The organism is Geopsychrobacter electrodiphilus DSM 16401, from assembly GCF_000384395.1.
Classification (GTDB): Bacteria; Desulfobacterota; Desulfuromonadia; order Desulfuromonadales; family Geopsychrobacteraceae; genus Geopsychrobacter; species Geopsychrobacter electrodiphilus.
This window is the reverse complement of the sequence record NZ_ARWE01000001.1, coordinates 1-20,511: the sequence shown is the minus strand read 5'-3', so window position 1 is coordinate 20,511 and position 20,511 is coordinate 1. Positions and strand designations below refer to the sequence as shown.

25 protein-coding genes, 1 pseudogene and 3 riboswitches are annotated in these 20,511 nt (G+C 46.1%); of the genes and pseudogenes, 25 read left to right on the top strand and 1 reads right to left on the bottom strand.

The window, feature by feature from the left end:
• Window positions 1–105: 105 nt before the first annotated feature.
• From D888_RS0100130 to D888_RS0100120, 3 genes are all read left to right on the top strand, one after another.
• On the top strand, window positions 106–591 hold the full coding sequence (locus D888_RS0100130) for a hypothetical protein (protein WP_020674484.1): 486 nt from the start codon (window positions 106–108) through the stop codon (window positions 589–591).
• A 63-nt stretch (window positions 592–654) separates the two neighbouring features.
• On the top strand, window positions 655–1,323 hold the full coding sequence (locus D888_RS0100125; RefSeq protein ID WP_020674483.1) for a hypothetical protein: 669 nt from the start codon (window positions 655–657) through the stop codon (window positions 1,321–1,323).
• 244 nt (window positions 1,324–1,567) lie between these two features.
• Window positions 1,568–2,362, top strand: a complete 795-nt coding sequence (locus D888_RS0100120; RefSeq protein WP_211215651.1) for a hypothetical protein — start codon at window positions 1,568–1,570, stop codon at window positions 2,360–2,362.
• Window positions 2,363–2,759: 397 nt separating this feature from the next.
• On the opposite strand, the gene D888_RS0100110 is transcribed toward D888_RS0100120, so the two are convergent.
• Complete coding sequence (locus D888_RS0100110; RefSeq protein ID WP_020674480.1) at window positions 2,760–3,869, bottom strand: IS110 family RNA-guided transposase; 1,110 nt, start codon at window positions 3,867–3,869, stop codon at window positions 2,760–2,762.
• Between the two features lie 139 nt (window positions 3,870–4,008).
• Between D888_RS0100110 and D888_RS0100105 the strand changes: the two genes are divergently transcribed.
• The 22 genes and pseudogenes from D888_RS0100105 to D888_RS23845 form a co-directional block, all read left to right on the top strand.
• Complete coding sequence (locus D888_RS0100105) at window positions 4,009–4,596, top strand: hypothetical protein (RefSeq protein ID WP_020674479.1); 588 nt, start codon at window positions 4,009–4,011, stop codon at window positions 4,594–4,596.
• A 154-nt stretch (window positions 4,597–4,750) separates the two neighbouring features.
• On the top strand, window positions 4,751–5,143 hold the full coding sequence (locus D888_RS0100100; protein WP_020674478.1) for a hypothetical protein: 393 nt from the start codon (window positions 4,751–4,753) through the stop codon (window positions 5,141–5,143).
• A 516-nt stretch (window positions 5,144–5,659) separates the two neighbouring features.
• On the top strand, window positions 5,660–6,268 hold the full coding sequence (locus D888_RS0100090) for a DUF1294 domain-containing protein (protein ID WP_020674476.1): 609 nt from the start codon (window positions 5,660–5,662) through the stop codon (window positions 6,266–6,268).
• A gap of 145 nt (window positions 6,269–6,413) precedes the next feature.
• Window positions 6,414–7,058 carry a hypothetical protein gene (locus tag D888_RS0100085; protein WP_020674475.1) on the top strand — a complete coding sequence of 215 codons (645 nt, stop codon included), beginning with the start codon at window positions 6,414–6,416 and terminating at the stop codon, window positions 7,056–7,058.
• Between the two features lie 170 nt (window positions 7,059–7,228).
• Entirely contained in the window at window positions 7,229–7,957 is a 729-nt protein-coding gene (locus D888_RS0100080) for an NYN domain-containing protein (protein WP_020674474.1), read from the top strand.
• Window positions 7,958–8,094: 137 nt separating this feature from the next.
• Window positions 8,095–8,496 (top strand): hypothetical protein, encoded by a 402-nt coding sequence (locus tag D888_RS0100075; RefSeq protein WP_020674473.1) that lies wholly within the window; start codon window positions 8,095–8,097, stop codon window positions 8,494–8,496.
• Between the two features lie 52 nt (window positions 8,497–8,548).
• Window positions 8,549–8,848, top strand: a complete 300-nt coding sequence (locus D888_RS0100070) for a hypothetical protein (RefSeq protein WP_156826907.1) — start codon at window positions 8,549–8,551, stop codon at window positions 8,846–8,848.
• A 129-nt stretch (window positions 8,849–8,977) separates the two neighbouring features.
• Window positions 8,978–9,907 (top strand): DMT family transporter, encoded by a 930-nt coding sequence (locus D888_RS0100065; protein WP_020674471.1) that lies wholly within the window; start codon window positions 8,978–8,980, stop codon window positions 9,905–9,907.
• 188 nt (window positions 9,908–10,095) lie between these two features.
• The gene (locus D888_RS0100060) at window positions 10,096–10,377 is read left to right on the top strand and encodes an antibiotic biosynthesis monooxygenase family protein (protein ID WP_020674470.1); all 282 of its coding nucleotides are present in this window, start codon (window positions 10,096–10,098) and stop codon (window positions 10,375–10,377) included.
• 140 nt (window positions 10,378–10,517) lie between these two features.
• The gene (locus D888_RS0100055; protein WP_020674469.1) at window positions 10,518–10,784 is read left to right on the top strand and encodes a hypothetical protein; all 267 of its coding nucleotides are present in this window, start codon (window positions 10,518–10,520) and stop codon (window positions 10,782–10,784) included.
• Window positions 10,785–10,925: 141 nt separating this feature from the next.
• On the top strand, window positions 10,926–11,267 hold the full coding sequence (locus tag D888_RS0100050; RefSeq protein WP_020674468.1) for a lipid-A-disaccharide synthase N-terminal domain-containing protein: 342 nt from the start codon (window positions 10,926–10,928) through the stop codon (window positions 11,265–11,267).
• 101 nt (window positions 11,268–11,368) lie between these two features.
• Window positions 11,369–11,956, top strand: a complete 588-nt coding sequence (locus D888_RS0100045) for a hypothetical protein (RefSeq protein ID WP_020674467.1) — start codon at window positions 11,369–11,371, stop codon at window positions 11,954–11,956.
• 123 nt (window positions 11,957–12,079) lie between these two features.
• Entirely contained in the window at window positions 12,080–12,565 is a 486-nt protein-coding gene (locus D888_RS0100040; protein WP_020674466.1) for a GNAT family N-acetyltransferase, read from the top strand.
• A gap of 156 nt (window positions 12,566–12,721) precedes the next feature.
• A complete protein-coding gene (locus tag D888_RS0100035; RefSeq protein WP_033423267.1) occupies window positions 12,722–13,297 on the top strand; it encodes a GNAT family N-acetyltransferase in 576 nt (191 codons plus the stop codon).
• Between the two features lie 76 nt (window positions 13,298–13,373).
• Complete coding sequence (locus tag D888_RS0100030; RefSeq protein ID WP_020674464.1) at window positions 13,374–14,237, top strand: DMT family transporter; 864 nt, start codon at window positions 13,374–13,376, stop codon at window positions 14,235–14,237.
• Window positions 14,238–14,783: 546 nt separating this feature from the next.
• Window positions 14,784–16,094: a DUF2254 domain-containing protein gene (locus D888_RS0100025; RefSeq protein WP_020674463.1), complete on the top strand. Its 1,311-nt coding sequence runs from the start codon at window positions 14,784–14,786 to the stop codon at window positions 16,092–16,094.
• Between the two features lie 160 nt (window positions 16,095–16,254).
• Window positions 16,255–16,374, top strand: a pseudogene (locus tag D888_RS24840) (transposase); the annotation flags it as partial.
• Window positions 16,375–16,652: 278 nt separating this feature from the next.
• A complete protein-coding gene (locus D888_RS20150; protein WP_020674462.1) occupies window positions 16,653–17,234 on the top strand; it encodes a class I SAM-dependent methyltransferase in 582 nt (193 codons plus the stop codon).
• 23 nt (window positions 17,235–17,257) lie between these two features.
• Window positions 17,258–17,668 (top strand): GFA family protein, encoded by a 411-nt coding sequence (locus D888_RS23510; RefSeq protein WP_083928731.1) that lies wholly within the window; start codon window positions 17,258–17,260, stop codon window positions 17,666–17,668.
• Window positions 17,669–17,874: 206 nt separating this feature from the next.
• Entirely contained in the window at window positions 17,875–18,231 is a 357-nt protein-coding gene (locus D888_RS0100015) for a hypothetical protein (protein WP_026362136.1), read from the top strand.
• A gap of 398 nt (window positions 18,232–18,629) precedes the next feature.
• Window positions 18,630–19,181, top strand: a complete 552-nt coding sequence (locus D888_RS0100010; RefSeq protein ID WP_020674460.1) for a cysteine hydrolase family protein — start codon at window positions 18,630–18,632, stop codon at window positions 19,179–19,181.
• Window positions 19,182–19,663: 482 nt separating this feature from the next.
• A riboswitch (cyclic di-GMP riboswitch) is annotated at window positions 19,664–19,740 on the top strand.
• Between the two features lie 60 nt (window positions 19,741–19,800).
• Window positions 19,801–19,876, top strand: a riboswitch (cyclic di-GMP riboswitch).
• Between the two features lie 60 nt (window positions 19,877–19,936).
• Window positions 19,937–20,011: riboswitch (cyclic di-GMP riboswitch) on the top strand.
• A 197-nt stretch (window positions 20,012–20,208) separates the two neighbouring features.
• Window positions 20,209–20,511: hypothetical protein (locus D888_RS23845; protein WP_211215650.1), on the top strand; the 303-nt coding region annotated here is incomplete at its 3' end.

The window sequence follows — 20,511 nt, the reverse complement described above, 5'->3', positions numbered from 1 at the left end:
TGGAATGGGGCTAGGTGCTCCCCACAAATAAAATCAAATTGCGGTGTTAGGCCATCACCTCGCGTCGCCACCGCTTATCGCGAACCGTTAGCAGGCAAAACTTGAATGAAACCAATTGAAAAAACAGTTGTTTTTTGGGGTGTTTGCGATTTGACATTTTTTGTCATATACGCAGTTTCTTCTACTTTGAAAGGTGGAATTCCTTATTACACCAATTTGATAGAAGCATTGATAAACATAGAGAACACTCTAGGCGGCTCGTGGTCATTTGCCGCAATTACTTTCATAAGTCTAGCCCTTTTCATCTCAATACCGCTCTCAGGCATCCTGCTTGTTTTAAGAAAACCCAGTGGTGCTTGGATGGCTTATTGCCAAACACCATTTCGCGTAGTCATGGTTACACCATCAATTTATTTCGCATTCGTCATCCTGGGCCGTTTAGATTTTCTGCCGCCTGTTGCCGCGATCCTTCTATTCCTCATTTCAGAAATTGTGAAAATTTATACACTTATGAAGTGGCAGCGTAATTCTAAAAAGCCTGCTAACCATCCAATCAAGCGGATGGAAAATACATGTGCGGTTCACGAATAGCTCTGTGGGTCACACAGGGCACGTCACCACCGCTTATTTCAACCGTTAGGTTTATAAAATAAAATGACGATTAAGCTCGATCTGAAAAAAATATACGGACCTGATTCAACCGAAGCAGATGAACTTTATGCTCTAATCAACCAAAACGCAGCTAAGCTAAAGAAAGACTGGAAGGGGAAACTTGAAACTCTTGAAAAAACTCTCCAAGTAATCGCGAGTGGACGAGAAACAGCTGAGAAACTTTCCCTCCCAGACGTAGAAAAAATTTGGAACGTATCTGGGTATATAAATGTTTGCTCTTTCGACCTTGCAATCATTGGCGAAAAACTCATGTTCGAACCCGACATGTGGCAAAAAAGATTTTACGCACGCCATGCAGCTGTAATTCTCTATGAAGCATCACAGGATCTGCCCAAAATAATAAATAAAGAATTTCGGGAATCGGTTCTCAAGATGTTTCCAGAAGAACAAATATTGGAAGAAATAAACCCAGTAATAAAAGAAATAAATAAGTTCAAAAAAGAAAATCACCATCAACTTAAAGACATAAGAATTGTATGCTCAGCCCATCGTCACAACGAACTAGATGAGCAACTGAGAATAGTCTTCAATTTACAGCCAGTTGAAATTCTAAAACTGTGCGGCGAATTTGACAGGTTATTATGCCAATTGGGAGGCGTATTACAAATAGCCCTGGTTGAGGCAACAAACAAAATTAACCTAACAAACTAATCAACCGGACGGAAAACACGTCTGTTTTTGGCCAAAAAAGAAAAATCTAAAATTGCGGTGGGGGCCGAACCTTCACGCCGCCGCCGGTTATCACGAACCGTTAGCTGCCCAAAAATTTAGGAGCCCTGAATTGCACCTTATATTTAAAATACCACCATGGTTGTCCACCAGGCTTTTCTATGTATTGGTCATCTCAGGTTACTTCTGGAGGTTTCTTACCTCAACCCTCATTGGTGTCCTCATATTGTCTGCATCAATATACTTTTTTCTTTTTTCAAATAGTGTAGTAACTCCGTTTACGCCACAAGAACTGATAGATTGGCTGGCCAATATTTCAACCGATTATAAAATAGCTATAACATCATCATTATTAACTATTCTTGGATTTTTATTTGCGTTTCACACAGCAACAGCAAACTGGAAACAACAGTTAAATGCTCAAATAAAAATATCGGCTGCTGGTGAAATTGAGGAATTTTTTGCAGAAGCATGTGGTCTTCTCACAAACACAAATATTTTTATCGAGACTGTGATTGATTCAATAAATAACATTCAAAAAAATGGGGAGACTCCTAATACAATATTTAACGCTCAACATATAATGGAGAACCTTCCCAAATTTGTATCAACACGAGAAAGGCTTAGTGCATTATCAATCAACTGTCACCGCCTCTCCAGCAAGCATATTTCGTTTCTTATGAGTACCTGGGGTGCAGCCAAAAGCCTTCAGTTAGCAATTGATGCTTTTACAGCTACCACCGACAAAATGTGGGTATTCATTCCTTACATTGAAAAAAACGACCCAAATCTATTACCAGATCTTATTGCTACGGTTAATGTTACAGATTGTCTTGCATTTCAGTCTGCGTATGAAACAAATTTCAGCTACATAAACGGGCTGATTGGTGGACTCAGAGGACAACTTCTAGCTCCTGTTGCAGGTTTCAATTTCGCTGGGCTTGTAACCCTTATTGAGAATAAAAGAATTAACAAAGAAGCATTCTCAGTAATGCACAACAATAATAAAAACCGCAGCTAACCAGAAAATCAAGCGGACGGAAAATAGCTGGGTGCTTCACGAAAAACAAAATCAAATTGTGGTGTTAGCGTAAACAGTTCGTCGTCGCCGCTTATCTCAAACCGTTGATATGGTTTACATCTGTCAAGTAGGCACACTGCTCCCTTGGCTTTGCTCTTTTACTTTTATGCACATCCCCGAAGGCATGAAGCGAGGTGGAGCCGTCTTTGCGACGGTTGATCCTGCTGATATTCGTGGGTTGGTTACCACCTGACCGTATTACGTCACGGAGCTGCCTCACTCTAGGATCGGGCATTTCGACCTTTTCTGTCGCGCCCATAACGGTTCCCGAGGGTTCTCCTGACCGTGGCTGCACCTCGCCCCATGCCAGTGGGGATGTAGGTTGTCATAACACTACTTAGCCGACCCTGACCTCCTTCGCGATGGCCCAGAGGTAGCCCAAAAGTTCACGAGCAATGGCGGTGACCGTTTGTTGCTTGCACTTGCCGGACGCCATAAGCCGCCGATAACGCCCACAGAGACGCAGTTGCGCCTGCCAGGAAATCTCGTTGATCGCCGATGGCAGGTTCTCCTGCCGCAAGCGGATGATGCGCGACACCCGTGGCGGCAGGCGATAGGCCCAAGCGGCTTCGACCAATATACGACGCACATGGACGTTGCCGGTTTTGGTGATGCCTCCACGTCTTGTACTGGCCCCGCTGGAATGCTCACTCGGGACCAGACCGACATAGGCCGACAGTTGGCGGGGATTGTCGAAGCGGCGCAGGTCACCCAATTCAGCAGCTACGGTAGCAGCCACCACCAACTGCACTCCGCGCAATGACTGGTAGGCAGCGATCAACGGTTTCATCCGCCAGGAATCGATCTGGACACTGATCTGTCTCTCTAGTCGCTCGACCCGCTCTTGAGCGTTGCTCGTGGCATCGAGATACTCTTGGAAGGCGATCTGCTGGGCTGGTTGCGGCAAACGCAGTTCAGACAACCAGCGCAGGTGGGCCGGAATCCAGGAGGACTTACCCTCGTAGCGGATACCGTTGCGCAACAGCAGCGCTTTCAACTGCTGGCGAGATTTATGCCGGGCAATCCGGGCATCCTCACGACAGCGAACCAGGTCGCGAATCGCTTCATCCTCAGGATGCGGCACATAGATCGGGGTTAATTCCCCAGAGCGATGAAGACGCGCAAGTTGCAGGGCATCACGACGATCGGTCTTGATACGATCTCCGGGACGCCTCGGAATCAGCGATGGGGCAATCACCACGCAGTCGAGACCTTGTCCATGCAGGTAGCGATAAACCTCATAGCCACAGGGGCCAGCTTCGTAGGCAAAGTGGAGAGTGGAATGACGCGAGCGCAGCTTGCGCACCGCTTTGCCGAGAGCATCGAGATCGCCGCCGACAGCACCGTAATGCCGAACCTCGCCAGTACGACCAAATTCGGCAATGGCGATATCGATAGAATTTTTGTGGACGTCCAAGCCGACGAAAGCTGTGCTAAAATTTTCCATGACCTGTCTCCTTTGATAGGTTGCTTAAGCGCATAGCTAAGCATGTGGCTCTACGTGTCTGACACGCAATCCACGTTAACAAGGAGACAGGTCACTTCTTTAGGTGTGAACCATATTGTCTAGCATCCAGAAATAAATTATGAAAACTGAAGAATTTATCAATACCGCAACTGACCCAAAAGCATGGTGCAAAAAAGCGAAATCTCTTCGTCAATCTGCTGATGCTTTATGGGAAATATTTACTTCCGAGCTTCTGAAATCAATTGACAAAGAAACACGTAAACAAGATGAAGATAAATTCGATAGCGCTGTAAACATTTTGCGAAATTGTCAGTTTTTTTACTCATTATGCGCGGAATGTTTATTGAAAGGCATCATTATAAAAAATGATCCAAAATCCACATCAATAATTGCAACTATTGATGGAACTGGCGAATTTGTCAGCGCACAAATTAAAAAACTCGGTAATACCCAAATCGACACACATAATCTTGAAAAATTGGCTGAGGTCGCCGGTGTTATCAAGCAAAACGAAAATGCTGACACCCGTGAGTTATTGGCATTTTCAACCGTGTGTATTCAGTGGATTGGTCGGTACCCAGTACCGCTTAGCACTGAAGCCAACTTTACACATAGAGGCAAACTTCCCGGAAAAGCATTCAATCACTATTATCGTGATTTTATGGATCCGTTACTTGATGAGTTATTTGCAGAAATTGAGTGCTAACCAGCAAATCAAGCGGATGGAATGGGGCTGGGCGCTTCCCGAAAAACAAAATCAAATTGCGGTAGTAGGCCGTTTCTTCACGTCGCCACCGCTTATCGCGAACCGTTATGCGTAAAAATTTAAAAGATCGAATACCAACCAAGGGGGATGATAAATGAAATTTTGTATTCTATTTGTGTTGGCCGTTTTGTCAATTTCTGTGGTCACCGCCGAAGCAGATGAAAAAATCAAATTAACCGGTGAGCAACTTACCAAAAGAATTCAAGGGTACGAAGTCCTCGCTGGTGTGTCCAAAGAACCAGGCATTGGTTTCAATTTCATGGTTGTCGCATTTCAGAACGGCACTCGCGAACTCTACTGGAACGATGGAATCAAATCAGGCATAGACACAGGAACCCATCGATTCATAAACGATCAAACATGCGTAATCTGGAAGACCTCCTTTGAAGGCAAAGAACGGTGCTATGACGTTTACCAAATTGATCAAAATCAATACGAAAGTTGGCATAATGGGGAAATTGCCTTTTCGTATTACAAAATAAGGTAAGTGGTCAAAAACGCATAACAACCCAATCAACCGGACGGAAAATACGTCTGCGGTATATTGAAAAGCAAAATCCAAATTGCGGTGGTGACCTGAACTTCGCGTCGCCGCCGGTTATCATGAACCGTTAGATTTTATAAATCAAGAAGGTAGGTCTTATGACAGTCTTAGTATTCCTGCTGCCATATATATTATTTATAGGTCTATTTTCTTGGGCTTCAATCGGTAGCTTTAATGCTGCAAGAAAAGCATTCAGAGAAAATGAGGTGGTACTGATAGGAAGTAAGGTAATTACCGGAAAAGCAACAAAAGTTATCGGTTTCGTGTTTTATATATTTTCAGTAATTTTTGGATTGTTTGTATTTATATTGATAAATAATTTTATACATTAAGATCAAAATCTAACCACGTCATCAAGCGGACGGAAATAAACGTGTGATTCCCGAATAGGCCGCTACTGGGCCGAACCGTCGCGTCGCCGCCGCTTATTATCACCGTTAGCCCAGAAATAGAAAAAACATGCGAACTAAAGGAAAAATAACTTCTTGGAATGAAGCAAAGGGATTTGGATTTATTACGCCTATTTCTGGCGGAAAACGAATTTTTGTTCATATCAAAGAATTCCGCAACCGCAATCAACGTCCGGCGATTGGTCAGATAGTAACTTACGCACTCTCTTCCGACAAACAAGGCAGACCATGCGCTGTAGAAGCCACATTACCTGGTGATCGACGCCCCGAGAAAACAAAACGGAAGAGCGGTTCCCTTTCAATCGTTGTTGCTGTTTTATTTCTCATCGTTGTTGGAATCTCTGTTCTCTCATCCAAAATTCCGCCTTACATTCTCGGGCTATACATGGTTCTTAGCCTACTAACCTTTATCATTTACGCATTAGATAAATCGGCCGCCAAGAATGGGGCGTGGCGAGCTGAAGAAAGTACCCTACACCTACTGTCATTAGCAGGAGGTTGGCCAGGTGCCCTCATCGCCCAGCAAAAGTTGCGTCACAAATCCAAGAAACAATCATTTCGCTCTGTATTTTGGGTAACAGTATTGTTGAATTGCGGAGCGTTTGCATGGCTGTTCACGCCAAACGGGGTTGCTACACTACAGTTCTATTATTGGTAAATTTGTGTGAGGGCTAACCATGCAATCAAGCGGACGGAAAATAGCTGTGCGCTTCCCAAAAAGCAACATCTAAAATTGCGGGTGGTTACGCAAGTTCGCGTTGCCGCCCCTTATCACGACCGTTAGCTGCGTATGGATATTCCGTATGAGATTTATTAAGAGTCTTCTATGTGTACCATTGACTTTGTTGTTGTTCACGGGGTGCAGCTTAAATGTCGGAACCATCCGATCTATTGATGCAACCAAAGTTTCACCTACCGACAAGGGCGTTGTGACTGGAAAAGTTCAGTTTGTCGTCGATGGGGAAGTATTAAAATACAACCTTTTCAACAGACCCCTCATGCGTTTGTTTCGAGTAACAAACGGCCAGTATTACGAAACCCCCAAGGTCGACTCTAACGGTACGTTCTCTTGGATGCTCCCGGAAGGGGACTATGAAATCGCTGTGCTGTTTGGCGGAATGGGTCCGGTCGGACAACCGATGTTTATGCGCGACAGGGGTAAATATTGGCGGGTAAATGGATTTACCTACCCTGGATATCGCCTGTTTGCAGCATCAGGAAAAATACACTATCTCGGCACCCTCCTAGTAGATGTAACTTCAAGGAAGATGAATGCCGTGATCGACTTTACAGGAGAGCGAGTCTTCGACTCCCTCAACCGAATGCAAATTGTCGATGAATCGGCATTTGATACGAAATGGCAACCGCTAAAAGACCTGCCAAGAGCTTCAATCAGGCTTTTCGAACCGGTCACGACCCAACAAAAAAATACAGAGCAGGCGCTATAGTTTAATAAATAATCAAAAAAGAAATGACAGCTAACACCTTAATCAACCGGATGGAAAATGCGTCTGTGCAAAATTGAAAAGTAAAACCTAAAATTGCGATGGTGGTCGAATTTTCGCGTCGCCGCCGCTTATCACGAACCATTAAAAGCAAGAATGAATTGGAGGAGGCGATGGATAATACGCAACGCATTGCATTGCTAATAGATTGCGACAATGTCAGCTACAACTCCATTGAAGGCGTTCTAGAGGAAATCGCAAAATATGGGAAAGTCACTGTGCGTCATGCACACGGTGACTGGAAGAGCGAACACCTGTCCGGGTGGATCGAAAAATTACATCCAAATGCTATACGCCCGCTTCAGCAATTTGCGTACACCACCGGAAAAAATGCTACTGACTCTGCAATGATTATTGATGCAATGGACTTGCTGTACAGTAAAACTGTTGACGCCTTTGCACTAATGACCAGCGATAGCGATTTCACTCCATTAGTAATGCGTTTACTCGAAAGTGGATTTACCGTATTCGGTTTTGGAGAAAAGAAAACCCCACTTCCTTTTGTTAATGCCTGCTCTCAGTTTATTTATACCGAAAATTTAGCTAAGTCCTTGGATGAAAAAAAGAACAATGGCAGTAATAAATCAAAAAAATCACGAAATGAACTTCGTGGTGATACCGAGCTTGTAACCCTTCTAAGAACAGCAGTAGAACAAACAGCAGGCGACGATGGCTGGTCACATTTAGGCCAAGTGGGTAGTTATATTTCAAATAATAGCTCATTTTCTTCAGTAAACTATGGGTACTTAAAGCTTAGCGATCTCATAAGAGCTAGTGAATTATTTGAAATAGAAATTAAAAAAGATAATAGTGGTATGTATGTGAAGGACAAGAAAAAATAACCTGATAACAAGCAAATCAAGCGGACTGAATAGGCAGGTGTATTCCCCCCCAAAACAAAACCTAATATTGCGGTGGGAGGCCGAATCTTCGCATCGCCGCCGTTTATCACTCCCGTTAGGCGTTTCAGGAAAGATCTATGCCCGTGGTGGTTGCACTTAAATCGTTGGCTATATGGGCAGGCATTCTGATGTTGGCCGTACTTAACGGCACGCTACGGGAGACGATCCTTATTCCACAACTCGGGACGGTAACCAGCTTTATGCTGAGTGGTGTGCTCTTGTCGGCGCTCATCTTTGTGATTGCCTATATTTCGTTGCCCTGGCTGGGCGCTCGTCGTTCCGCTGAGTTCTTAGGCATTGGCCTTGGCTGGTTCGCTCTTACCATTGTGTTCGAGTTCTCTTTTGGCCTTGCGCAAGGTAAATCCTGGCAGACATTGCTGGAGGCGTACATGTTCAAGGGAGGCAATATTTGGCCGGTTGTTCTTATAGTTACGGCACTTGCGCCATGGCTCGCTGCGAAGTTCAGGGGCTGGGGATAGTGTCAGGAATGCATGACAATTTAATCAACGAGGACGAATAGCAGCTTAAATCATGAATAATGATCAAATAATGTGGAGTCTTGCGGCAGTATTAATGTTTCTGTTCTGCTGCCACGGTGGGCTGCTTCTCTATTTTTGCCGGTATCTGCGAACTCGCGGTGTGGCCGATGTCAGCTTTAAAGATACGATCATCATGTCAGTAACCGGGAAGATGGAAGATTTCTACAAGGCGTTTTACGCGACACACAGCCAGGAGTTTGGCAAAGCGCGAACAAAGGCATTGATCATCTGGCAAATCTCATCTCTTGCCTTAATTGTTGTTCTCCCTATCTTACTGGCATTGGTGCTGTAGAGGCATCTAACAAGCAAATCAAGCGGATGGAATGGGGCTGGGTGTTTCCAGAGATACAAAATCCAAACTTGCGCCAAGTCACACAAGTTCGCGTCGCCACTTAATCACGACCGTAAGGCGTTACAAGCCATGCCCAATTCATCCAACAGCTCTAACCGAGCATCTTCACCATCGTTCATTGCCCTCGGTGCAGCCTGTTCCGCGGGCTTCCTTTGGGGGACTGGTGCTGTGGTAGTGAATGTGCTCATCGCTAAACATGGTTTCACGCCTGAGAACATCTCATTCTGGCGCTTCGCTGTTGGTGCTGTGATACTGCTCGCGGTATTCGGGAGACGTATTCATTGGCAACAGCTGCGACCTCTTATAATGACAGTGCTCGCCGCCGGCACTGCCATGGCCGGATACGTTCTGTGCTGGTTTCTTGGAATTGAACACATTGGAGCCGCAATTCCAACATTGATCGCCTTATGCCTACCGCCAGTCCTTGTGACAGTCTTCGCGCTTGTTCGGGGTCAGGAAACACTTAACGTTCAACTTTTTGCTGTGTTAGCGGCCGCCTTGACTGGTACGATCTTAATCGTGTCGCGACATGACGCTGGAGCGGGCACTACAGATCAACACGAACTGATCATTGGCGTCTCGTATTCTCTCGGATCTGCAATGCTCTATGCAGGTTTTGCGCTCATCAGCGGCCGTCTTTCTACCCGGCTCGGTGCCGGGCAGGCAACCACGTGCTTGACTGTCGTTGCAGCTTTGGTCATGGGCCTCTCCTCGCTGTACCGGCCTATTTACTGGCCAACCGGCGTTCCACCCCAAGCCTGGTTCCTTTACCTTGGTGTGGTGACTGCCGCACTTGCGCTGCTCGCCTTCAGTTGGGGTGCCGCGCGGCTATCCCCAACAGCATTGACGGTTGCCACCCTGGTCGAACCACTCACCGCAGTGTTGCTGGCGGCCCTCTTTCTAGGTGAGCAACTGGGGGCCTGGCAGTGGTTCGGTGGATTTCTGCTCTTGTTTAGTATCTGGGGTCTTGGGCGCAGGCGGACCTTGCCGGCAGTGTAGGTTCGCATTGAGACACAACAACTCGGCCTGTGTCACAATGACGCCGAACCCTTATCAAATCAACGCGGACGGAAAATACGTCAGTTTAAATTTGAAAAGCAAAATCTAAATTGCGGTGGGTCACGCAAATTCGCATCGCCACCGCCTATCAAGACCGTTATGTCCTCAAAAAGGAATAAACTTCAAACATGTACGCGGTAATATTTAGGGCAGAAATTAAAGGACTCGATGAGGCCTATTTTGAAATGGCCTCTCGTATGCGAGATCTGGCAATAAATAAATATGGCTGCGTTGAATTCAGGGCCGTGACTGAAAGAAATCAGGAAATCGCGATATCATATTGGAACAATCAGGACCAAATAAAGGCATGGAAAAACGACCCGGAACATCAAAAAGCACAAGAGCTGGGTAAATCCAAATGGTACAAGGCGTATCAGGTTCAAATTACTGAAATTATACGAAAGTATTGAAACGGCACATAACTTATATAATCAAACGGAGGGGGGATGGCTGAGTGCTACCCCCGAAAGGCAAATCTGGGGGGTTCTCCCAGATCGCGTCGCCACCGGGTATCACTACCGCTATTTTAAAAAAATTAAAGAGGTAATAAATGAATAAAAAACAAATTAAAAATTGGGAGGCAACCCGGAGTAAGGGTAAAAAGAGATTTGTTCTCATAAGCGGTGTTTTAAATTGGGGGGTATTAACAGCAATTTTATGGTCACTGGTGATGTCATATACATCAGGAAGTCGTTTTTTAAACTATTTCTTAATTGCAATTGTAGTTTTTCCTATCGGTGGTGTTTTGTTTGGACATGTGACTTGGAACTTTATGGAAAAGAAATATTTAAAAGAAAAGAGCAAAAAAACCAAATAAACAAGACCCAAACCGAACCCTATTATCAAGCAGAGGTAAAATAGCCGTGTGCTCCCCGAAAAACAAAATCTAAAATTGCGGGTGGTCACGCAAGTTCGTGTCGCCACCCCTTATCACTAGCGCTTAAGCGAAAGAGTAAATATGAACGAGACAATTGTAATCTTTTTAGGAATTCGTGTCACAGCCTGGAAACTCATCGGTTATACAGGTGTTTTCCTCTTCACTTCTCGCTGGTTTTTACAGCTATGGGCATCCAAAAAAGCAGGCAGACCAATGATTCCCCGTCTATTCTGGATACTCAGCATGGCTGGAAGCATTTTATGCCTGCTCTATTTCGTTTTCGGCAAGAATGACTCAGTGGGCATTCTTGCGTATCTCTTTCCTTGCGGCGTGTCTGGCTATAATTTGTATTTGGATATCACCCACAAGAAAAATGAAGAAAAGAAAAACGCCCCACCATCAAATCAAGCGCACGGGAAATAGCGGTGTGCTTCTAAAAAAACAAAATCTAAAATTTGGCTGGCAGGTCGCCGCCCCTCGTCGCCGCCGCTTATCACGACCCGTTAGCGTTCAGAGATAACTTCATGAATCTTTTGCTTCAAATTTGGGGTGGCGGCTTTTACCTTGCCAATAAAATTTTGCTTGCCAGCGCAGAGGGCAGACCCCAAAAGTCAAAAAGGTCACTCAAATTGACCGGGTGGTTAATCTATATCCTCGGTGTACCCGCCTGGGTAATTATTTTGGTTTCAAAACAGAATTGGATAGCTGCCTCAATTGAAGTTGGTGGCGTCCCCTCAATGTTATTGGGACTTTACAATGTCTACAAAAAAATGGAAGTTTCCACCTCACGTTTGGATCTGTTTGCTAAAGCGGTAACCTACGTTTCCCTTGCACTGGGCGTAGGATACAGCTTGTTTGAAAACGGAGGTCTCAATTCAATTCCACAATTGCTGGAGATTGGCGTTATGATCGGTTTTTTATTGGGGAGCTACTTCCTGGCGATGAATCGATCTTATGGGTGGTTATTCTTCATGCTGATGAATGGAAGCATGGCAACCCTGATGTTCATTCAGAGCAAACCAATACTTTCAATTCAACAGCTATGTTCCCTGTGCCTTGTGATTTATGGTTTCATCGTGGCAATAAAGTCCGAAAAAACGCTGACAACTTAAGCAACCGGACGAAAAATACTTCTACGCTAAATTGAAAAGCAAAATCAAATTGCCGTAACAGGCCCAACCCTCGCGTCGCCACCGCCTGGCACGAACCGGTTTATGGCAAAAATGGAGGGAGCAATGAACAATTTTACGGTAAGAAAAGCCGGACCCGAAGATGCTCAATTAATCCTGAATTTTATTGCCGAACTGGCAAAGTATGAAGAAGCAGAGCATCAGGTTCTCGCCACGCGTGAAAGCATACTTGAATCGCTCTTCTCAAAAAACGCCACTGCCAAAGCTCTCATTTGCTCTCTTCACAACAAACCCATTGGTTATGCGGTCTACTTTTACAATTATTCTACCTGGCTCGGAAAGAACGGGCTTTATCTCGAAGATCTCTACATTTCACCAAACCACCGCAATTGTGGTGCCGGAAAATTTCTACTGAACCATTTGGCACAGCTGGCGGTTGCAAATGACTGTGGCCGTTTTGAATGGTGCGTTTTGGATTGGAATGAACCTGCTATCAAATTTTACGAAAAAATTGGTGCAAAAGCTCAAAAGGAGTGGGTTATTTATCGCTTAACGGGCGAAGATCTCAGGTCATTTGCAAAGGCCAAATAACACTTATAATCAAGCGGATGGAGTAATCAGGTGCGGTTCACGAAGAATTCAGTGGGTCTCGTAAGTTCGCAGCGCCGCCGCTTATCGCGCACTATTGTGCTTCAAGAAGTCCCAGGAAAATAATTTGTTCAATACCTGACGTTTGTGAGGTCCCAGATGATTGATTTCAATCGAATACTCCAGGCGGAAGATGTCCTGTTAAGGCCAATTTCACGTGAAGACGCAGCCTCATTCAAAGCGTTAACAAGAGAAGAGCCCATGTGGACGTATTTTACGAGTGATTTATCGCTTGAGAATGAACTCGATGAGTGGATCAATTCGGCGTTAAAGCAATTGGAGGAACAATCAAGGCTCGCCTTTTCAATTATCGACAAGTCAATAGGCAAGATTGTGGGTTCAACAAGCTTCGGAAATATTTCACGTCGTGACCAAAGGATTGAGATCGGGTGGACCTGGCTTGGCCAGGAATACCTAGGTCAGGGATTGAACGATCAAGCGAAATACTTAATGATTAAGCACTGTTTCGAAGATTTAGATGTTGAACGTGTTGAATTTAAAACTGATGTCCTGAATGCACCCGCAAGGAGAGCATTGACCCGAATCGGAATGGTGGAAGAAGGGATCTTGAGAAGCCATACGCTTATGACTCATGGTCGCCGACGGGACACTGTTTTTTATAGTCTATTGCGAGCGGAATGGGCTGCGATTAAAATCAGAAACGCCTGGGGATAGGATATCCTCCGGCACAGGACCTGAGAATTCCCGAAGCAGCCAGCATAACGGTTGCTCTCTCGCGAACGGTAACGACATGCCATCTTCCATCCTTTACGCACTGTTGAGTCTTGTTTTCGCTGGGGTGAATGATGTTGTGTTTAAGCGATATGCGGCAAAGGATCGCTCACGCGGTGCCTATGTCTTCGGGATCGGACTGATCTGGGTCATTTTGCAGCTGCCCACTGCATTAGCTGGCGGAGTCGAGTTTCATTTTGCCAGCGTGACGTTGGTTTACGGGTTGATCGCAGGTTTGTTCCTGACGGCATCCAACCTGCTGCTGCTTGAGAGTCTGACGCATATCGACGCCAGTCTTGGTTCAACCATCTATCGGCTCAATACCATGGGCGTAGTGGTATTGGCGTTGCTGTTCCTTAATGAATCACTGGGGCTCTATAAAGGGGTTGGCATCGCAGCAGGAATCCTGGCGGTTTTTCTACTCTATCGGCGGGACGGGCATAGCCACCAGGTCACGCAGCGAACATTTTTGCTCTATTTCACCCTTGCGGTGGTGGCTTCCCTGTTTCGGGCACTTTACGGGGTAACCTCTAAGGCTGGCCTGCTCAATGGAGCGTCCCTTCAACCGATGCTGATTCTCGGTGCGCTCAGCTGGGTTGTCGGTGGTGCAGGGTACGCATTTTTTCGAGAAGGACGTCTGCGGATGACGCGCATCAAGGCGACCTATTCGCTTATTTCCGGAGTATTGGTCTTTCTGATTGTCAATTCTCTCCTGCTCGCCATCGAACATGGTCAGGCCAGTACGGTTATCCCCATCGCCAATATGAGCTTTATCCTCGCTCTCATTTTGTCGGTAGCGCTTGGAATGGAACGCTTTACCCCGCGCAAGTTTGCGGCAGTTGCGGCGGCCGTTTGCTCAATCTTATTACTGACTCTCGCTTAGAGACTCTCAAAGCCTGGGCATAAACAAGCCCCATATAAACCTCTAAGGCCGCAGCCCCAAGCCTGTTCAAAACAATGGCGCGTCTGTGCTGCGGGATGTCGAATAAAATTAAGGGGCTGTGTTAAAGGTCGAAAATAGACCTATCCCCCGACAACCTGCAATTATGGGATATTTATTTTTGAAAAATGGGATGTTTGTTTGGTCCGACCCCGGCCCCACACTTCGTTGAACCGGTTTTAGGTCATATCAATGATCCCATCGGCATAAAGCGCTTTAGTCGGCGTGGCAAGAAAAAGGGCAACGAGCAGTAGCAGTTGATGAACATGCGACAAAATCTAACCAAGATTCATCAATTTGGAATGGCCTAAAAGGAAAAAGCCCGTAAAGGATCGCTGAATTCCCGCTTCTGAATGTGGTGGACCGCGTACCGCTCAGGCAAGGTGCCGGTAGCAGGTGATCGTTCTGGTGATAAGATTAATTCCTGGCGTAGAGAGCGGCATCTAAATCACGTTTACAGCCTCGCTAGACGGCGCAAAGGAGACTGAGATGGCCTCAATCGTTTCGGCGGACCGCGTCAGGTTTCTCCTCAATCGGCTTCGCGATCGGCTCTGGGTGAAGCCATTGGCAGTCTGCCTAGTATCAATCGTGGCAGCGTTCGTCGCAAAACTCGCTGATGGTACTACGTTAGCGCAGTTCGCGCCTGTGATTTCAGCGGACTCCATCGAGACTCTGCTGTCCACCATGGCTGCCAGCATGCTGGTAATTGCGACCTTTTCGGTGACGGCCATGGTGTCGGCCTACGCCTCGGCAGGCAGCACGGCAACTCCGCGGTCATTCACTTTGGTCGTAGCCGACGACGTATCACAGAACGCCCTTTCTACCTTTGTTGGTGCATTCATTTTCAGCATCGTATCACTCACGGCGGCGAAGAACGGCTACTTCGAGACGGCAGGCCTCTTTATCCTCTTCGTCCAGACGTTGATCGTTTTCGGCACGGTCATCATCACTTTTGTCCGCTGGGTTGACCGCATCGCCCGCCTCGGACGCATGGGATCGACGATCGACAAGGTTGAACAGGCGACCGCCAGGGCCCTGAAACGGCGGCGGGAGGCACCAACCCTTCGCGGTTTGCCGGCGCGGTCCCAGCCGCACGGACGAGCAGTGTTCGCGACGAGCGTGGGTTACGTGCAACACATCGACATCGCCGCGCTCCAGACGTGGGCGGAGGAAGCCCAGGTGCGGGTGGTAGTCGCGGCTCTGCCGGGCACGTTTGCCGCCCCCGGCCGGGCACTGGCGTTCGTCAGCACCCGCCCAGACGATCAGACCGAGATTGACTGCAAGTGCGTCGTCGATTCGTTCCATATTGGAGGCGATCGTCTTTTCGACGACGACCCACGATTTGGTTTAGTGGTGCTGTCGGAAATCGCGGGTCGCGCCTTGTCGCCCGCCGTCAATGATCCCGGTACGGCAATAGATATCATCGGGACACTGCTACGGCTCCTTGTTTTGTGGAGTAAGTCTGAGCTCGCTGAAGAAAAACGTACGCTGAAGTTCGACCGCGTAGAAGTGCCGGAAATCTCGGTGCGGGACATGTTCGATGACGCTTTCACGGCGATCGCCCGTGACGGCGCTGGCGTGGTCGAGGTGTCAGTGCGGCTACAGAAGGCGCTTCATTCTCTCGCATCAAACGGCGATGCGGAAATGCGAGATGCCGCCGAATATCACGGGCGGCTGGCACTGAAGCGTGCGCGGAGTGCGCTGCATTTGGCGGAGGACTTAACGGCCGTTCAAGACGCCGCCAGGTTCGCGGAGGCCGCTGCTTCGTCAGAAACTCAGCGAGCCACATCATTGGATTAGGACTGAGTTGGGCGGTTGAGGTCGGACCAATCTAACTCCGTAAATAACAAGCTGTACGTACAACATGTCACCCTCAAAACGGCTTATAGCTCATTTTTCAAGGGTCAAAATAGACTTATAATTTCATCGTAAAAGGTTGGCGGGATGGAGGGGAGATCTCCTGCCGAGAGCAAATCGCTATTTTGTACCGGGCTACGTTTGGCACATCACACATCGCTGCCATAAGCAGGCGTTCTTATTTAAATTCGCCAAAACCCGCCAGCGCTACATCCCCTGGTTGTAAAAAGCTCGCAAGCGATTTAATGTCGAAACGGGAGGTTGGCCTGGTCGGAATACTTCCGGTTTCTGTCCAGCTGCTCTTTGATGCAACAAGTTTGTCAGGGTAACGCATAGTGGCGCTGTCCAAGGTTGGAAACATTACGAACGGATCGCAAAACGACTTTAGCGAGGGCTTGAGCCGTGGGCGGTGAAAGTCGCACGCACGGTTCTTAGAGAGCCCGGGGCTGGGATCGACGCCCTGGCTGCTTGGCTGTGTTGACTGTAAGAAAGGTCTTACCAATGATTGAAAAGAAATTTGATCCCAAAAAATTACACAAATTGAATGATCCCCAGAGGTTGATAGATATTCCTCCTGATTATATTTGGGAAAAATTGCATCTGGAGAAACCAGATATCTTTGTTGAAATAGGTGCTGGAACAGCATTTTTCAGTATTGCGTTTCTTCAAAAATTTAAACCTTCGACCATATATGCTTGTGACCTATCCGAAGTAATGATCAACTGGATGAAGGAAAATGTGTCTTCGAAGTATCCCGCTATTATTCCCGTAAAGGCTGAAGAGTATACTGTGCCACTTGAAGACGGAATTGCAGACCTGGTGTTTATGATTAACCTTCATCATGAATTAGAGAACCCTTCATTGTCAGTTGAAGAAGCCTACAGGATCTTGAAACCAGATGGAAAAATCTTTATTGCCGATTGGAAAAAGGAAGATATGCCTGAGGGGCCGCCTACAAAAATCAGATGTTTGCCCGAAAATGTTAAGCAACAAATGATCAATGCCGGATTTAAAGATGTAGCTATTTATAGTGAATTACAAAAGCATTTTTTGGTTGTCGGAAAAAGGGCTATCTACACATAACACAGAAAATAAAGGGGCTAAAAATGGATGAAACGAAACTCAACGGAAGCTGCTTGTGTGGCAGAGTGAAATATACAATATCAACGGAACTAAATAATTTTTATTTTTGCCATTGTGAGCAATGTCGAAAGTTAACAGGTTCTTCTTTTGCGTCAAATATATTAGCTAAACCAGTTGAAATAAAGTGGATTTCAGGAAATGAAAATATAAAACGCTTTGACTATCCTGGAGGCAGGTCTTTCACAAATGTGTTTTGCAATGAATGTGGTTCCCGCCTGCCATTTCTCAATGAAAGCGGTAAGACACTTTTTATCCCTGCTGGCTCTCTTGACTGTGACCCGAATATTCGACCGGATAAGAACATCTTCTGGGCTGACAAATCCCCATGGTATGAGGATGGAATAAATGCATCAAGATGTAATGGCTTTCCATAACAAAAAAGCGTGCAGCATGTGTTTACCACTTTGCATTCGCCTAAAAAATGCGTCTGAAGCAATCGTTATTCGCAAAAATGGAACCAAGTATCACCGAAACAGCAGTTCCAGCGGACGAATAATAGCTGGGCACTCTCCATTCCGGGAGCTGTCTCAGGTCGCGTCCCCGCTGTTTATCACGCCCGTCAGGGGTAAGAAATAAAAATATGACAATGCAATGCTTATTCAGAAAACCAATATTTCCGATCATCTGTGACATTGAAGGCGAATTGATCGTTGCTGTTTCATTGGATGATTTTGAAAATCAATTGAAAAATTTCAAACTTAAGCCAAATCACATTTATTCAACCATAGATTCAAAAGTTGAAGGCTGGTTTCTAAACGTCGAACCATTAATCGTATCACCTCTTGCAATAAAAAAGAAATGGACCCAAAAAACCCTTATCAATTTATATAACAAAAGCAAAAACAGTAAAAATGACAGAAATATTTATTTTGAAAAATCAAATATGAGCCTGGAAGTAGTTTTTAACGAAATAATAGAATTGTTAGAGGCACATTAAACACATAATCAAGCGGCAAGAAAAAGGCCGGGTGCTTTCGTGAAATAAAATCAACACCTTTCAAGAGAATCAATATGCACAAGAAAATTTGCTACTGCTTCAATTACACTGAAAGTGACATTTGCCACGATGTCGTTCGTAACAACGGTCAATCGTCAGCTCTCGAAAGGATCGTTGCAGAAAAACAAAAGGGTGCCTGCCAGTGCTCAACAAAACATCCCGAGGGCAGGTGATGCCTCCCTGACGTTCACCGTGTCGTGAACGAAGCGCGAAAGGCATTAAACCAGAGGGAAAATAATTCCTGACCCTACGCGCGCTTGTCCCAAGGGTGGCTTTTCCGAATAATTTGCAATCCCTGACATTTTAAGACCTGATCCTGACGGAAGGAATGAGTAAAAATGAATGATTGTCTCATCCTGGTTGATCTGCAAAATGACTATTTCCCCGGCGGTACTATGGAGCTTGTCGGTACTGCAAAGGCAGCGGCAAATGCGCAGTTGCTTTTGCATAAATTCAGAAGGGGAAATTTGCCAATCATTCACATTCAGCACATTTCAGCCCGACCAGGCGCCACCTTTTTCATACCAGAAACACATGGGGCTGAAATAAATAAAATCGTTGCACCACAAGCCGGAGAAAAGGTAGTGGTGAAAAACTACCCCAACAGTTTTCGAGAGACCTCCCTGCTGGAAATATTAAAAGATAAGAAAATTAAGAACCTGATCATCTGCGGCGCGATGAGCCACATGTGTATCGATGCAACAACCAGAGCGGCGTTTGATCTTGGTTTTAACTGTGTCGTTGCCGAGGATGCGTGTGCGACAAGGGATCTGCTTTTTAAAGGGAAAACCATAAAGGCATCAGAGGTTCACGCCTCTTTTATGGCCGCCCTTTCTGCCCCTTACGCTAAAATCGATGCGACAGAAGAAATTATCAGAGGCCTGACATAGGAGTCGATCATTGTTCCTCCCCGGCCTTGCTTCCCGCTTCAGGGGTGCTGCCCTTCTTATCGCAGCTGAGAGCGAAATCTTAATAGCCCCGCAATTTATGATCGATGAGATCTTGTCCTCTCAGCCAAATTGCATGGAATCTGGCGCTACTAAAGCAGGGCGACCATTACCTCGGAGGGTCAGGACAAAGGCCTCGCGCCATTTTCCCACTGCGATAGATTCATCTAATACAAAAAACAACATATTTAACGTGCTTTATTATTTAAGTTCTTAAGCTTTTATATAAGTATAAATTATTAGTTGTCGAGCTATTAATCATTGTAAAAACGACTATTGGCAGTTAATTACTGTATAAATTGCAGGTTTGTTTTTTTATTCTTGTGATTTTAGCAAGTTATCCAGTTTATTCTTTTTATTCAAAAAAAACTGTTGACATGAATCCTGCCTCAATTTATGGTCCTACAAAATTTAGCGGGGAAGATAAACGACAATACTAAACCACTCGCAAGGGTGGGGCGGAAAACCTATAGGGTCTCTCTGAGATAGCCGGGTTGCCGAAATATCGCCAGATATTCGGTGAGCCGGTTTTTTTGTGCCTACACCGCCTGGTTCCTGACGATTACGATAATACTAAACCATCCGCGAGGATGGGGCAGAAAGCCACAGGGTCTCACCGAGACAGCCGGCTCACCGAAATATCGTTAGATATTCGATGAGCCGGTTTTTTTGTGCCCTCATCGTCTATTTTTGACGATACACGACAATACTAAACCACTCGCGAGGGTGGGGCGGAAAGCCAAGGGTCTCTCAGAGACAGCCGGGTTACCGAAGTATCTCCTGATAATCGGTCCCGGTTTTTTTGTGTCCGGACACGGAAAAACCGAGACCCTTAGGCGAAATGGAGGTTTGTCGCGCCGAAAGTCTAGGAGTTACAAGGAAGGATCTTTGTCGAACAGGACCTGAGTCAAACAGGGCCTGTGTCAAACATTGGAACTAAATTACTTAATCAATAATGGAGATTAATTTAATGTTACGTGAATTCAAAAAAGTTATTGCCGTTTTAGGGATGGCCGCGTTGCTTGTTCCCTGTCTGCTTGCAGTCAGTTTTGCGTACGATGGCCATGATGGCCATGACAGTTCTTCACACGACCGTTCTTCACGCTACAGCCGGAGTGATCAAGGCGACAGTCATAACCAAACGTCCCACCGATACAATCGGCATCAACGTAGTAATGATGATGAGGATGATGATGCGGTGACCACTCCTCCGACTCCAGTGCCAGTGCCGACTCCGACTCCGACCCCAGTACCGGTTCCGACTCCGACTCCG

What these genes read in the sequence shown, in the direction of transcription:
- D888_RS0100130 (WP_020674484.1), top strand. Translation starts at nt 106, where the DNA reads ATGAAACCAATTGAAAAAACAGTTGTTTTTTGGGGTGTTTGCGATTTG.
- D888_RS0100125 (WP_020674483.1), top strand. Translation starts at nt 655, where the DNA reads ATGACGATTAAGCTCGATCTGAAAAAAATATACGGACCTGATTCAACC.
- D888_RS0100110 (WP_020674480.1), bottom strand. Translation starts at nt 3,869, where the DNA reads ATGGAAAATTTTAGCACAGCTTTCGTCGGCTTGGACGTCCACAAAAAT.
- D888_RS0100105 (WP_020674479.1), top strand. Translation starts at nt 4,009, where the DNA reads ATGAAAACTGAAGAATTTATCAATACCGCAACTGACCCAAAAGCATGG.
- D888_RS0100100 (WP_020674478.1), top strand. Translation starts at nt 4,751, where the DNA reads ATGAAATTTTGTATTCTATTTGTGTTGGCCGTTTTGTCAATTTCTGTG.
- D888_RS0100090 (WP_020674476.1), top strand. Translation starts at nt 5,660, where the DNA reads ATGCGAACTAAAGGAAAAATAACTTCTTGGAATGAAGCAAAGGGATTT.
- D888_RS0100085 (WP_020674475.1), top strand. Translation starts at nt 6,414, where the DNA reads ATGAGATTTATTAAGAGTCTTCTATGTGTACCATTGACTTTGTTGTTG.
- D888_RS0100080 (WP_020674474.1), top strand. Translation starts at nt 7,229, where the DNA reads ATGGATAATACGCAACGCATTGCATTGCTAATAGATTGCGACAATGTC.
- D888_RS0100075 (WP_020674473.1), top strand. Translation starts at nt 8,095, where the DNA reads ATGCCCGTGGTGGTTGCACTTAAATCGTTGGCTATATGGGCAGGCATT.
- D888_RS0100070 (WP_156826907.1), top strand. Translation starts at nt 8,549, where the DNA reads ATGAATAATGATCAAATAATGTGGAGTCTTGCGGCAGTATTAATGTTT.
- D888_RS0100065 (WP_020674471.1), top strand. Translation starts at nt 8,978, where the DNA reads ATGCCCAATTCATCCAACAGCTCTAACCGAGCATCTTCACCATCGTTC.
- D888_RS0100060 (WP_020674470.1), top strand. Translation starts at nt 10,096, where the DNA reads ATGTACGCGGTAATATTTAGGGCAGAAATTAAAGGACTCGATGAGGCC.
- D888_RS0100055 (WP_020674469.1), top strand. Translation starts at nt 10,518, where the DNA reads ATGAATAAAAAACAAATTAAAAATTGGGAGGCAACCCGGAGTAAGGGT.
- D888_RS0100050 (WP_020674468.1), top strand. Translation starts at nt 10,926, where the DNA reads ATGAACGAGACAATTGTAATCTTTTTAGGAATTCGTGTCACAGCCTGG.
- D888_RS0100045 (WP_020674467.1), top strand. Translation starts at nt 11,369, where the DNA reads ATGAATCTTTTGCTTCAAATTTGGGGTGGCGGCTTTTACCTTGCCAAT.
- D888_RS0100040 (WP_020674466.1), top strand. Translation starts at nt 12,080, where the DNA reads ATGAACAATTTTACGGTAAGAAAAGCCGGACCCGAAGATGCTCAATTA.
- D888_RS0100035 (WP_033423267.1), top strand. Translation starts at nt 12,722, where the DNA reads ATGATTGATTTCAATCGAATACTCCAGGCGGAAGATGTCCTGTTAAGG.
- D888_RS0100030 (WP_020674464.1), top strand. Translation starts at nt 13,374, where the DNA reads ATGCCATCTTCCATCCTTTACGCACTGTTGAGTCTTGTTTTCGCTGGG.
- D888_RS0100025 (WP_020674463.1), top strand. Translation starts at nt 14,784, where the DNA reads ATGGCCTCAATCGTTTCGGCGGACCGCGTCAGGTTTCTCCTCAATCGG.
- D888_RS20150 (WP_020674462.1), top strand. Translation starts at nt 16,653, where the DNA reads ATGATTGAAAAGAAATTTGATCCCAAAAAATTACACAAATTGAATGAT.
- D888_RS23510 (WP_083928731.1), top strand. Translation starts at nt 17,258, where the DNA reads ATGGATGAAACGAAACTCAACGGAAGCTGCTTGTGTGGCAGAGTGAAA.
- D888_RS0100015 (WP_026362136.1), top strand. Translation starts at nt 17,875, where the DNA reads ATGACAATGCAATGCTTATTCAGAAAACCAATATTTCCGATCATCTGT.
- D888_RS0100010 (WP_020674460.1), top strand. Translation starts at nt 18,630, where the DNA reads ATGAATGATTGTCTCATCCTGGTTGATCTGCAAAATGACTATTTCCCC.